Genomic DNA, 12,813 nt, shown 5'->3' on the forward strand with positions numbered 1-12,813 from the left:
AGAAACCCAGTTTCGGATGAATTTGTGACGCTCTGTGTGGCGCGCTGAAGATGTCAGTTCATGCATGCTTTTCCTCGTTGGTCTCATCGCCGGTCCCGGTCGCCGGACTATCTGTTTCATTGATTGTTGGTGTGGGATTGCGGAGCCCATCGAGCAGCGCATGGCCATCACGGGACCCGAGCTGTTCGATGGACAGAAATGCCTTGTGGACCCAGTCCGCCGATGCGGCGGGGACTTCGGTCAATGTTCGTTCGGATCGTTCCGGCGTCAGCCTCAGGTGCAGAAGTGCACGGCAGGCATCGAGATGCTTCATCGGTTCGCGATGGCCGAAGAAAGGTATTGTGAGGCCCAGAATATAGAGCGCGTAGAGATGGTCGATTTCGGCGCTCGATAGTTCCTTGGAATACCTCCCTTCGAGCGCCCGCCATGCTGCAAGCGCTTTCGGCTCGAGCAGCTTGGGATCGCTGTACATGAATGACGGGAAGGCAGCGTTCATGACTGCCCTCCCGCTGCTTCGGATGTCCGCCAGTATTCCCGAAGCTTGTTGCGGATCGTGCGGAGGGAAATGCCAAGCATGTCGGCTGTACGTATCCTGTTGCCACGACAATGACGCAGGGTCTGCAAGATGAGCCTGCGCTCCACGTCGGCAAGCGTTTGTCCCACCAACATATGCGCCGCCTTATTGGCCGTTTCCGCCCCCGTCGTTCGTGGGTCCGCCGCCAGATGACAGATGACGTGGTCGATCAGCCGCTCGTCACTCGCGGTCACGACGATCACCCCCGAATGGGCTGTCTCCTCGCGGAATACGAACAGACCATTCTCTGCGTCGATTAGGACCGTAGCCGTTTCTCCGATGAGCAAGCGCGGCGCTTCGCCCTCGGTCAGTCTGAAGGACGGCGTGTTTTCCGGGAAGGCTTCATCGCTGAACAGGGCCCGGAGCTCGGCGCGCAAATACGATAAGCGCGTGCGTTGAAGCGACAGGCTCTGACACGGAGAGGCTGTGCGCTTGCCGAAAGAGGGCTGTGGTTTTGCGGTATCGCCGCCCGCTCCCACGCCCCGGCGACCAAAGCTACCAAGAACCGTGCGCAAGCCATATGAACCAAGCAGGGTGGGCTTCTTGTTCATAGAAGCCCCCGTGCCCACCAGCCGATCCAACCAGCTGCAAGGGCAGCGGCGATCAAGCCAATGCTGGCGTAGCCGTTGCCAGCCAAGAGAATCCCAACGATCGCGCCCGAAAGCGCAGAAACGCCTGAAAGTACGAGAGGCGCCGCATCCTTGCCCGAAGCAAACTCTTGATGATCCGAACTATGTAAAGACGATAGTCGGCGATCGTCGTGATGCGTCATGCAACCTCCGCGTTGCCGGGTAGGGCGCCGTTCCGTGCAACCGGAACCGAGAAGAAATGACCCTGGAAATGCGTGGCACCAGCCGCCCTCGCGGCCTCAATCTGGGCAGCGGTTTCGATGCCCTCCACGACAATGAGCGGGGCAAAGCTCGAAGCAAATTCAACGATGTTCTGAAGGCTGTTACGTCCTTCAGCCGATCGCCGGATATCATGAACGAAAGCCTGATCGATTTTGACGATATCGAAATCAATCAGTTGGAGAAGCCGAGGAGACGCAAAGCCAACTCCGAAGTCGTCCAGTGCAACGCGGCAACCCAGACTGCGCAGCTCCACGATCATGTCGGAGCAGAATGATAAGTTGCTCCATTCGCGCGTTTCCGTTATTTCAAGAACAAGTCGCCGCGCGAGATGCGCGCGATCACGAATTTGTCCAAAAATGGCATTCCAAGCCGCTGTGTCAGCTACATTGTCGGCAGAAAGGTTACACCCCAGGACCAACGCCGAATCTGTCTCAAGCAGATCGAGAACAAGCTTGAGCATATGCCGGTCGAGCATGGGTGCTTCACGCAAAGCATCGAGGTACGGGACGAACTCGCTCGCCGCATAAACTCTTCCGCTCAGGTCGCTCAACCTCGCTAGGCACTCGCCGTAGAGAGTCTCATCAATGGCAAGTGCGGACCGGACGTCCTGGACGAAGCAACTAATACGATCATCGATGATCGCCTTGGCGATGATCTCCAAATGCTTTTTGTCGAGAATGTCGATATCATTAAACATGGCGCCCCAAGCGTTGGAGTATTTTTATAGTTGTGGCTGGGGCCGCCAGTTGGTGGCATGTCTTGAATTGAAAATGCACTTGCCCCCCCTTAACTCGCTGCGTGAGTAAATGAGCTCAATCAGGAGCGCCGAGTGCTTTGTCGGCCGTTCACAATCAGCTCCAAGAGCGAGAATTTCGGGAAAATGGATAGCTGACGCACCAGCGTGACGGCGAGTCACACACCGTTCCGCAACAGTTGGCGTAGCGTCACAAACGGCTACATCGACATGTTCAAGGGTTGCGCAACCGTATGGCACCACCCCTAATTATCAGCGCCCCATTGTAGAGTTTAAGCTCTGCTTGGAAGGGGTGACGTTTCTGTTTGAGAGAATGGAAGCGGGTTTCCAAAAGATCACCATAACATCACTGGGGGACACATGGTCGATCAGCAGAAGGTGCACGATCAGCTTAAGCGAATTCTGAAATCTAGAACATTCCAGAATTCTGAAAGACTTAGAAGATTTCTAAGGTATATTGTCATAGAAGATATTGAGGGACGCGCAAATACCATAAAATCATACACGATTGGCACCGAAGCGCTGGGTCGTCCCAGTGATTTTGATGTCGCCAATGACGGCATTGTACGCACAACCGCAAACAGGCTGAGATCTTCTCTGGAAAAGTATTATCTGACAGAGGGCAGGAACGATCCGATTATAATATCGTTGCCTCTGGGGAGATACATTCCTGAATACTCAGAGAATCTAGAGTCCCTGTTGCCATTAACATATGACGAAGAAGACCTTGGACCCGAGGACCCACCCGATTCTTCGATCAAATCGGAGTCGACCACAGCAACGCCTCGGACATTCCGACGGCTGTTGCTGTGTGTGACTGCTGCGGTTCCACTTGTTGCTGCGGCAATGTACGGTGGATTGAAAATCATAGATCAACGCGCTGAGGTTGCGTGGCAGCCGCCGATAATCCTAATCCAGGCAGCCAATGCGCTAACGGATGACGAGCATTCCGTTCTCTTTGCGCGCAGCCTGCCTGCGCGTCTGTCAGACGCCATGACTTTTTACGACATAAATAGCATTGTCCGAACACAAGATTTTTCCGAAGCCCAAAACTATGTTCGAAGGCTCCCCGACAATCAGAGTGCATACGTTGTTACAACCGAGGTAGATTCAAACAGCGCCGGTATTGCTGTGTATTGGCAACTGGTAGACGCACGAACCGGAGCCGTACTTTGGTCTTCCCAAATCCTAAAGAGCGACGCCCATCGCATAGTGGAGGTCATGGTTCACGAGCTTGTCGGCGAGAATGCCGTAATTCGTTCAGCTGAACGACGCAGGCTCCCTCTTGATCCGGTCACCGGCTATGTTTGCGTGACGCATACTCTCAATGAAATGATCACCCTCACGGATACCAAGCGCGGCTGGATGTCGAAGTGCCTGAGCGCAACGGTTGGCGCGCAACCCGACTACGCTCAGGGTTGGGCCCTGCTTGCCTTAGTGCGCGTTGAGGACTCCATAGCGGCGGCTGATGACGGCGATCTCGAGGCCAGCAAAGCTGCGCTCGAAGATGGCTGGAGAAGCTTTCGCAACACGGAGAGATTGGCGCCGGGCTCGTGGTTTACCCTTCGCGCCAGGATAGCGCTTGAGTTCCAGAAGGCAGACTTCACAGCCTTTCGAGCCTCTGTATCAAAGGCCCTAGCGCGTCTTCCAGGAAATGCGCGGGAACGGATCGCCATCGGTGAGCGTCTCTTTGCACTTGGTGAATACGAAGAAGCCTCAACCGTTATCGAGAACACAGTCACCTTAATGACGGTTCCCCAACCCTCCGACTACTTGTTTCTGGCGGCTTCTCTCTACAGACGCGGCGAAAACCGCGACGCCCTTAAAATGTTGCAGGATCAACCTGTCCCCCAAAACACCTTCTACTGGAGCTTGTTGGTGGCCACCGCCGGTAATCTTGGTGACGCTACAACCGTGGAAACGGCCATGCGTTCCTTGGAGGCTATACGCCCACCAGACTCAAGCATTCTAGAGGCAGACCTACGCAATCGACACTTCCGCAATGAGTTCATCGAACAAATCCGGAACGACTTCGACCGAGCAGCAGGAATGTAATTGTGCAGGGAGCAATCACACTCCGCCAAAGCAGGCTGCCACCCCGCCATGCATTCGAATGGTGATCCTCAGCGCCCCGGCTTTCAGTCGATAGACCGCTCAAACCAAGGCCGACGCGGGGGCTCAGACTCAAGCCTGCGGCGACTATCATGCCGTCGCCGATCGTAATCTGTTATGGTGCGGGCGGTCGGACTCGAACCGACATATCCGTAAGGACGGTGGATTTTGAATCCACTGCGTCTACCAATTCCGCCACGCCCGCACTTTGCCGCCGATCCTAGCCCAGGTGCTTGGCTCCTAGCCGGCTCCTAGCCCATTTTCGGCGCATTTCGTACTCATCACTCTCACACCGACAGCCCTTTGAAAATACGATGTTTTCACTTCACCGTGATTTTCTGTGGATTGATAGACAAACCCCTTTTTGAGTCCGGCGCGTCTACCAGTTCCACCACACCCGCACATTGCTGCCGAAGCAGTTCGATATGGTCCAAAGGGACAGCGGGTTGGGATATACCGGCTAAACGAAACGAGGTCAATTGCTCAAAAGTGCAGCTTGCACCGCTCTTCGAAAAAGAAAGCTGGCGGATAAGAAGTAATGGCTTGTGCTCTACTCTACCGCTCTTGTCGCAGTTGCGAGCAGGTCTCTTCCTGACAGTATCAGGCGCAACAGGCCTTATGTGGTCGGCGCGGTTTCGAGACAGTCAGCTGTTATTTATCTGCGTAGGCTCGCCTCAACAAGGTTCCAGAAGACCAGCAAGGCAATGAAGCCCAGCAGGACATAATCCAGCGTGCTGACATAGTGAAAATATTCCATGGCGCATCTCCTTCCCCGGGAGGGCGCGACAGCGTTTGAGCCAGACGGAAGCTTATAATTTTATCCGGGCTTCGAGCACTTGTTCAAAGTGCCGGATTGCACCGGTGCGGACCTCCTCTTCCGCCTGTCCATGCGCTCTCCCACGACAAAGTGTATCACGCTTTGCCGTATGGCTCAAATCCTTGGTCTGGCTGGCATAATTGACAATATTCGTGGGTTTCTAGTTCGAAGCCGCGACATTGGCTTTCCGACAATCGGCAAAGCGGTCGAGCGTCTGATCATAGGCTGACGTCTTCACGCCCATCATGCCCAGAACCGTGTGGAACAGGTTGTCGTGCGACGATGGGGCAGCGGCATTCTGTTTGACGCAGGCGGCGTCCAGTCGCGTGGCAGCGGCATAGTCCGGGGAGAACCACGCGACGAAGGGAATATGGGTCTGAACGTCAGGCGCAATGAAATAGGGCGCAGCGTGCAGATAAAGGCCGTCTTCGCCGAGCGATTCGCCATGATCGGACATATAGATCATGGCTGGAGCAAAACGGTCTCCGCTGGCTTTCAGGATATTGATGATCTCCGACAATATGTGATCGGTATAGAGGATCGAATTGTCGTAGGCGTTGACGATCTCGTCCGTCGTGCAGTCTGAAAATTCGCTCGTGCGGCATTCCGGCTTGAACCTGGCGAATTCCGGCGGATAGCGGCGATAATAGGATGGCCCGTGACTGCCGGTCATATGAAGGACAATTGTCGCATTGCCGTTCACGTCCTTCAGGTGATCACGCAGCCGGTCGACCAGAATCTGGTCGAGGCATTCACCGCCTTCGCAATAGCGCGCATCGGTGGAGTTCTGAAGGTCGACCGTCGGTATGCGGTCCGACACGCCCTTGCTACCGGTATTGTTTTCATACCACGCAACCTTCACACCGGCATGATTGAGGACGTCCATCAGATTTTCCGAGCTATGGAATTTGGTACTCGAATATTCCTCGCGCGGAAAAGGCGAGAACATGCATGGCACGGATACAGAAGTATCCGTCCCGCAGCTTGTCGTGTTCGGGAATGTGACAATATCCTGCTGCTTGAGTTCAGGATTGGTTTCGCGTGGATAGCCGTAGAGGCTGAAATTCTTGGCGCGGGCGGTTTCACCCACCACAACGACGGTCAGCAGTTTTTTGCCGGATGCGATTGGCGGCAGCGCCTGTTTGGCGTCAAGGCCCAGTGGCTGCATCACGATCTGCCTGTCGTTCAGATCATGCGCAATGTATTGCACCGTGCTCTTGATCGGCGTTCCTGGCATCAGCCGTTCCATTATATCGGAGCGATGCTCGCGATACATTGATGAGAAGCTGCCATAATCAGAGCCGATCAGCGCGATTGCGCCGACAAGGCAGGCGATGATTGAAATGGTATTGACCATGAGCTTCTGCAGCAACGGGCGATGTTTTACACGCACCCAGATGATGAGAAGCGAGGGAATGACGGCATAAAGCAGCATGTGCAGCAGAAAGCCCGTCGTTATCAGATGACCCGACTCGGCTTTTGTCGTCGTAAACGTTGCCTCGACCACATTCCGGTCGATGATCGTACCGAAAGTGTCCGTAAAATAGGACCCGCCGGCGGCAACCCATACGGCGAAAATGAGAACCGGCTTGATGACGTATTTCGCCGAAAAGGCCATCAGCACGGCTATATGGATGAGAAGGATGGCTGCTGCTGCAAGGACAAGCTTTAGCGGGTGGTCGGAAAAATAGGCGATCAGCCGGTGCCAGAAAGATGTGTTGGTAAAGGCGAGAAGATAAATCGCGGTCAGGACACAAAGCGTACCGCTGGCGATGGTCGGACGTGGAAATCGCATTCCTGAACCTTCAAAATCCTAAAGTCTGGAAGATGAAGCTTTGCAGGGCTTGCGCAAAACTGCAATCGCAACGTTCTTTCCCGGATCGGAGATTCAGGACAGTGAGTTTTGGGCTTTTTTAAGGTTGCTTGAAAGGCCTTACTTTCTCTCGGTGAAACTGCGGATGCGATTGCGTACGATCCGGGCCAGGTTGCGTGTCCGCTGATAGAGATGAATCTGGGATGCGGCCTGACGAACCAGTTTGTCCGCAGATGGGTTCAACCCGATGACAAGTGTCTCGATGGTCTCGCGGGCAGCGAACAGCCGCGTCATGACCGGATGATCCGGAACGGCGCAGGAATCGGTGCGGTTGATGTTCGGATCGTTCAGATGATTCTTCACGACCTCGATCATCAGAAGCACGCCGGGCGACCAGGCGTTCAGGCTTTCGTCATAGGCCGTCTTCCAGGTCCACGCTTCACCTGAAACCGTAAAGACGATGAGAATGGCAATGACCCGGCCATCCAGTTCAAGCGTGTGCACACGCACGCAGTCGCGCTCGGCAAGATTGTTGACCGCTTCGCGCGCAAAGGCGGCGCGAAACCGGTCGACCGCCATGGCTGTCCCGCGCTTGCCTTTCCAGCCGCTTGCCTCCAGCGTCAGGAAATGTTCGAAGGCGTGGCGCACTTCGTCGGGCGTGCGGGCGACGCGATAGGCAAGTTCGCCCTTTTCCGCCAGCCTGCGCCACAGACGATTATAGTCCCGGCGATGGTGGGCATTGATTGCCTCTTTGATATAGGCGTCGCCGTCCAGATCGCTTTCGAGAAAGGGACGCTCCTTCTGTTCTATGGCGACCAAAGGCAATTGCCGCCCCACCGCGACCGAACGGATCAGCCGTGCCGCCGGGCCATCGGCCCGCATCTCCGGCAGGACGAGCACGTCCGGCAATCTGAGATGCTTGCGGGCGAGAATATCGAACAGGTCTTCCAATACGCCGACAGGATCGTCGTGATCGATCAGCGGCGTGCCCTGCGGGCCAAACGGCGTCGACCAGGCGCGGATTACCGGCGTCGAAAGTGGGAGGCCGGGGCGCTCGATCGTATAGGGCATGACGAAGCGCAGGCGGCTGCGGATTTCGTTTTCGTCGCGCATGACCATGAAGCGAACTTCGCGATCTTCAAGGCGCGGCATGGCAGGCGCCAGAAACCGCGCATTGAAGAAGATGTTCGGCTCGACGGTGCGGTTGCTCAAATGGTCGAGTTCATCGCGCAATTCGAAGCCCGCCGCCGCGCCATAGATCGCCAGCTTGCGCGGTATATCGCGACTGTGAAGGCTTTCCTCCAGCTTCTTGACGGCTTCATGCGCCATACCGCTCTCGGAAAGTTCCGAAACAATATGGGCTGCATTTCCGCCTGCTGATTCTTCAAGCAAAGGTTTCGCGGCCATTACAAAGTCCCCTCCGAGGTCTTGGTACGGTCTCGTGGAATGAGAATGAACATGGTTATGTGCAAGGTGCGCGACACGGCCGCCGAGAGGAGTACCGCTTCCATCAGCATGGCGATGGCCGTGGAGACGGCGGCGCCCGTCAGGCCGAACTGCGGTATCAGCACCAGATTGAGAATGACGTTGACGGCAAGTGTTGCGGCATAGAGGAGCGCGCAGATGTTCTGCTTGCCCGACATATTGAGAAGGCTTTCTGCCGGGCCGACGCTGGCGCGCGCGATTACCCCGATGATGAGAATGAAGAGAAGCGGATAGCCGGCTGTGAAGGCCGGACCGAAAAGCCGCAGCAACGGATAGCCGGTCAGCAGGATGACGGCACCGAGGAACAGCGTCGGCCAGAATGTCCAGCGGACGGAAGCCTCGGCAAAGCTTGCAAATTCGGCGCGGTCGCCGCTGTGCAGCAAATCCGAATAACGCTGGGCGACACTCGCCTTCACAGCGAAATAGACAAAATGAGCAAGCGCCATGATCTTCGTTGCTGCAAAATAGATCGCCACATGCTCGGGGTCGAGCGCATGGCCGACCATCAGAACATCGACATTGATGAGCAGGAAGAAAAAGCCTTCCACGAGGAAAATCGGCAACGCAACCTTTATCCATTCGCCAAGGCGCTGGTCGCGCGTTGCGGCGGGAATATCTTTTTCCAGTGAGCGGTCGACCGTTAGAAACTGCCCGACCGTCGTAAGCCAGGTCGCGGCAATCGATACTGCCAGCGCAACAGTTGCCGTGGAGGGCAATCCCGCTTCATGCGCGATGATCATGAACAGGAGAACCAGAAGCGGGCGGACGATATAGCTTGGCGTCAGCGCCATCATTACCCAGGTGCGCGAGCGCGCAATGCCGTCCAGCATGTTGCCGAGCGCAATCATCGGCAGGCAGATGAAGCCGAGGATGAACGGCACCAGATAATAGCTCGCCACATGGTCCCTGAGCAGAAGCAGCAGGCCAGCGCCCAGAAGCGCGATGAGAGTGGCTGCCGCGAAAGCGAATATGCGCCCGGTCAGGATAATGCCGCGCACGAGGCCGAATGCCTGGTGCTGCACATATTCCGGCACGAAGCGGATGATGGTCGTGTGCAGCCCGAAACAGGCCAGATCGCCGATGATGATCATGGTGAGCCAGACGAGGACGAAAACGCCGTATTCGAATTCACCCATCCAGCGGGCCAGAATAACCTGAGACAGAAGGGCGATAGCCGCACTCGCCACGCGCACGGAAAAAGCGACGAGAGACGAGCGCTGCGCGCTGGCTTGCGGTCCACCATCCGTAAGCACGGCATCCAGCCGCTCCGTCACGGGACGAAGCCTGGCCGCGATCCTGCCCGGTAGAAACCGGCTCGCCGTTTCAGCTGCCGAAAGCCGCACTATATGCCAACCCTGTCTTTGCAGGCCTCTTCGGGCCTGTTTATTTTATACCGGGCAACCCGGCTTTTCGCATCCGCGCTTTGTTGCCCGTCCGCATGGAAACCTTAGGCAAGAGTTCTTTATAAAGAGGAAAAGAAAAAGTCTAATCTTCCCAAGGTCGCGCGACATCAAGGAATGGTGAGTATTTTCTAAACGACATCTATATTTGTATCGTCTAAAATAAAGCGAACATAAAGATGACGGTTTCACCTGTCAGCGCAGGTCGCTGGCTGAAACGACAAACCCCGGCAAATGGCTTGCCGGGGTTCGTTCGATTAAGACGATGATCGAGCCTGGCTCACATCATTCGAAAGCGCCGTGGCAGTGCTTGTACTTCTTGCCGGAGCCGCATGGGCAGGCCTCATTGCGGCTGACCTTGCCCCAGGTGCGCGGATCAGCCGGGTCGCGTTCGGCAGCAGGCACACTGCGCTCGTCGTGCTGGTGCTCTGCCCAGGCTGCTTCGTCGAAATCGTTCTCGCCGGTCGTGCCATCGATATGACGGCCGGTCATCGGCGGCAATTCCGGCTCGGGTGGTGCTTCGCGAACGATCTCGACGCGCATCAGCTGCGAGATAACCACTTCGCGCAGATTTGCCAGCATCGACTGGAACAGTTCGAAAGCTTCGGTCTTGTATTCGTTCAGCGGGTCGCGCTGGGCATAGCCGCGGAAGCCAACGACGGAGCGCAGATGGTCGAGGTTGACCAGATGCTCGCGCCAGAGATTGTCCAGCGACTGCATGATGACCGACTTCTCGACATAGGTCATGATCTGCGGGCCGAAGCGTTCGGCCTTTTCGGCAGCAGCCTTGTCGGCGGCTTCCTTGATGCGGTTCTCGAACTCTTCTTCCGCGATGCCTTCTTCCTTGGCCCACTCCTCGATCGGCAGGTCGAGATTGAGCTTGGAGATGATGTCTTCCTTCAGGCCAGCGATATCCCACTTTTCCGCATAAGCGTCCTTCGGGATGCGGAGTGCAACCATGTCCTCGATGACCTCATGGCGCATTTCGCTGACGGTCTCGGTCAGGTCTTCTTCATCCATCATTTCCAGACGCTGTTCGAAGATCACCTTGCGCTGATCGTTCATGACGTCATCGTATTTCAGAAGGTTCTTGCGGATTTCGAAGTTGCGGGCCTCGACCTTCTTCTGCGCCTTTTCAAGCGCCTTGTTGATCCAGGGATGGACGATGGCTTCGTCTTCCTTGAGGCCGAGCTTCTGCAACATGCTGTCCATGCGGTCGGAACCGAAGATGCGCATCAGGTCGTCCTGCAGCGACAGGAAGAACTTTGAGCGGCCCGGATCGCCCTGACGGCCTGAACGTCCACGCAGCTGGTTGTCGATGCGGCGGCTTTCATGGCGCTCGGTGGCGAGAACGTAAAGCCCGCCGGCGGCCAGAGCCTTTTCCTTCAGTTGAGCAATGTCGGCCTTGATCGCCGCAATTCTGGCATCACGCTCCGGACCTTCCGGCACATCGGCAAGTTCCTGCCGGACGCGCATTTCCAGATTGCCGCCGAGCTGAATGTCGGTGCCGCGACCGGCCATGTTGGTGGCGATGGTGACGGTTCCCGGCACACCGGCCTGCGCGATGATATAGGCCTCCTGCTCGTGATAACGGGCGTTCAGAACCTGAAAGTCCTTGATGCCTTCCTTGCGAAGACGTTCGGCCAGCTGTTCCGACTTTTCGATCGAGGTCGTGCCGACGAGGATCGGCTGGCCCTTTTCGTGCGAGGCGCGGATATCGCGCACGATGGCGCGGTATTTTTCTTCGACGGTACGATAGACTTCGTCGTCTTCGTCGATGCGCTGCACGGGCAGATTGGTCGGGATCTCAAGGACTTCGAGGCCGTAAATATTGCCGAATTCTTCCGCTTCCGTCGCAGCCGTGCCGGTCATGCCCGACAGCTTGTTGTACATGCGGAAATAGTTCTGGAAGGTGATCGAGGCCAGCGTCTGGTTTTCCGGCTGTATGGTCACATGTTCCTTGGCTTCCAGCGCCTGGTGCAGGCCTTCCGAATAACGGCGGCCCGGCATCATGCGGCCGGTGAACTCATCAATGATGACGATTTCGTCATTGCGGACAATATAGTCCTTGTCGCGCTGGAACAGCTTGTGCGCACGCAGCGCGTTGTTCAGGTGGTGAACGACCGCGACGTTCTCGATGTCGTAGAGGCTTTCACCCTTGAGGTGGCCCGCAGCTTCCAGAAGCTGCTCGACCTTCTCGGTGCCGACTTCGGTGAAGATGGCGGTCTTCTGCTTCTCGTCGATTTCAAAATCTTCCGGCTCCAGGGCTGGAATGAAGGTGTCGATGAGATTGTAGAAATCCGAACGGTCTTCCAGCGGGCCGGAAATGATGAGCGGCGTGCGCGCTTCATCGATGAGGATCGAGTCCACTTCGTCGACGATGGCATAATTGTGTGGGCGCTGCACCATCTGGGCGCGCTCATACTTCATGTTGTCGCGCAGATAGTCGAAGCCCAGCTCGTTGTTGGTGCCATAGGTGATGTCGCAGGCATAGGCCGCGCGGCGCTCATCGTCGTCAAGACCGTGCTTGATGACGCCGACGGTCAGGCCGAGGAAGTTGTAGAGCCTGCCCATGGTTTCGGCGTCACGGCTGGCGAGGTAATCGTTCACCGTCACCACGTGCACACCCTTGCCCTCAAGAGCATTGAGGTAGACCGGCAGGGTCGCCATCAGGGTCTTGCCTTCACCGGTACGCATTTCGGCGATGCCGCGTTCGTGCAGAACCATGCCGCCGATCAGCTGCACGTCGAACGGGCGCATGCCAAGCACGCGCTTGGCGGCTTCACGCGCGGTCGCAAAAGCGTCTGGCAGAAGGGAGTCGAGCGTTTTGCCCTCAGCCAGCGCCGCACGGAATTCGGCGGTCTTGGCCTGCAATTGCTCATCGCTAAGATTTTCGTAATTCTTCTCGATAGCAGTAATTTGATTGGCCCGCTGGCGCAGGGTTTTCACGCGGCGGTCATTGGATGAACCGAATATCTTGCGGGCGAGGCCGCCAAAGCTGACCATC

Annotated in this window: 9 protein-coding genes and 1 tRNA gene; 1 reads left to right on the forward strand and 9 read right to left on the reverse strand. The window is 56.5% G+C overall.

Features of this window, described 5'->3' with window-relative positions:
• Positions 1-58 precede the first annotated feature (58 nt).
• Genes AC0TNJ_RS13305 through AC0TNJ_RS13320 form a run of 4 tightly spaced genes read right to left on the reverse strand, consistent with a single transcriptional unit; the run spans position 59 to position 2,122 of the window.
• A complete protein-coding gene (locus AC0TNJ_RS13305) occupies positions 59-496 on the reverse strand; it encodes a hypothetical protein (RefSeq protein ID WP_473767905.1) in 438 nt (145 codons plus the stop codon).
• Complete coding sequence (locus AC0TNJ_RS13310; protein WP_473767904.1) at positions 493-1,125, reverse strand: helix-turn-helix domain-containing protein; 633 nt, start codon at positions 1,123-1,125, stop codon at positions 493-495. Before AC0TNJ_RS13310 ends, AC0TNJ_RS13305 begins: the two co-directional genes overlap by 4 nt.
• Positions 1,122-1,346 carry a hypothetical protein gene (locus AC0TNJ_RS13315; RefSeq protein WP_473767903.1) on the reverse strand — a complete coding sequence of 75 codons (225 nt, stop codon included), beginning with the start codon at positions 1,344-1,346 and terminating at the stop codon, positions 1,122-1,124. The genes AC0TNJ_RS13310 and AC0TNJ_RS13315 overlap by 4 nt, the downstream gene beginning before the upstream one ends.
• Positions 1,343-2,122: an EAL domain-containing protein gene (locus tag AC0TNJ_RS13320; protein ID WP_473767902.1), complete on the reverse strand. Its 780-nt coding sequence runs from the start codon at positions 2,120-2,122 to the stop codon at positions 1,343-1,345. Before AC0TNJ_RS13320 ends, AC0TNJ_RS13315 begins: the two co-directional genes overlap by 4 nt.
• A 417-nt stretch (positions 2,123-2,539) precedes the next feature.
• On the opposite strand from AC0TNJ_RS13320, the gene AC0TNJ_RS13325 reads away from it, so the two are divergent.
• Positions 2,540-4,234, forward strand: a complete 1,695-nt coding sequence (locus AC0TNJ_RS13325; RefSeq protein ID WP_473767901.1) for a hypothetical protein — start codon at positions 2,540-2,542, stop codon at positions 4,232-4,234.
• Positions 4,235-4,409: 175 nt separating this feature from the next.
• On the opposite strand, the gene AC0TNJ_RS13330 is transcribed toward AC0TNJ_RS13325, so the two are convergent.
• The 5 genes from AC0TNJ_RS13330 to secA all read right to left on the reverse strand — a co-directional run bounded on the left by AC0TNJ_RS13330 (position 4,410) and on the right by secA (position 12,812).
• Positions 4,410-4,496, reverse strand: a tRNA-Leu gene (locus AC0TNJ_RS13330).
• Between the two features lie 772 nt (positions 4,497-5,268).
• Positions 5,269-6,903 (reverse strand): phosphoethanolamine transferase, encoded by a 1,635-nt coding sequence (locus tag AC0TNJ_RS13335; protein ID WP_473771379.1) that lies wholly within the window; start codon positions 6,901-6,903, stop codon positions 5,269-5,271.
• 138 nt (positions 6,904-7,041) lie between these two features.
• Positions 7,042-8,328 (reverse strand): type IV secretion system effector crotonyl transferase BspF, encoded by a 1,287-nt coding sequence (bspF, locus tag AC0TNJ_RS13340; RefSeq protein WP_473771380.1) that lies wholly within the window; start codon positions 8,326-8,328, stop codon positions 7,042-7,044.
• Complete coding sequence (locus tag AC0TNJ_RS13345; RefSeq protein WP_473771381.1) at positions 8,328-9,749, reverse strand: lipopolysaccharide biosynthesis protein; 1,422 nt, start codon at positions 9,747-9,749, stop codon at positions 8,328-8,330. Before AC0TNJ_RS13345 ends, bspF begins: the two co-directional genes overlap by 1 nt.
• A gap of 342 nt (positions 9,750-10,091) precedes the next feature.
• Positions 10,092-12,812, reverse strand: coding sequence for a preprotein translocase subunit SecA (secA, locus tag AC0TNJ_RS13350; protein WP_121999976.1), 2,721 nt, complete (start codon positions 12,810-12,812; stop codon positions 10,092-10,094).
• Between the last annotated feature and the right edge of the window lies 1 nt (position 12,813).

The organism is Ochrobactrum sp. PL_is483 (assembly GCF_055816855.1).

Excerpts from the sequence above, each read along its gene's own strand:
- AC0TNJ_RS13305 (WP_473767905.1), bottom strand. The coding sequence starts at position 496 with ATGAACGCTGCCTTCCCGTCATTCATGTACAGCGATCCCAAGCTGCTC.
- AC0TNJ_RS13310 (WP_473767904.1), bottom strand. The coding sequence starts at position 1,125 with ATGAACAAGAAGCCCACCCTGCTTGGTTCATATGGCTTGCGCACGGTT.
- AC0TNJ_RS13315 (WP_473767903.1), bottom strand. The coding sequence starts at position 1,346 with ATGACGCATCACGACGATCGCCGACTATCGTCTTTACATAGTTCGGAT.
- AC0TNJ_RS13320 (WP_473767902.1), bottom strand. The coding sequence starts at position 2,122 with ATGTTTAATGATATCGACATTCTCGACAAAAAGCATTTGGAGATCATC.
- AC0TNJ_RS13325 (WP_473767901.1), top strand. The coding sequence starts at position 2,540 with ATGGTCGATCAGCAGAAGGTGCACGATCAGCTTAAGCGAATTCTGAAA.
- AC0TNJ_RS13335 (WP_473771379.1), bottom strand. The coding sequence starts at position 6,903 with ATGCGATTTCCACGTCCGACCATCGCCAGCGGTACGCTTTGTGTCCTG.
- bspF (WP_473771380.1), bottom strand. The coding sequence starts at position 8,328 with ATGGCCGCGAAACCTTTGCTTGAAGAATCAGCAGGCGGAAATGCAGCC.
- secA (WP_121999976.1), bottom strand. The coding sequence starts at position 12,812 with ATGGTCAGCTTTGGCGGCCTCGCCCGCAAGATATTCGGTTCATCCAAT.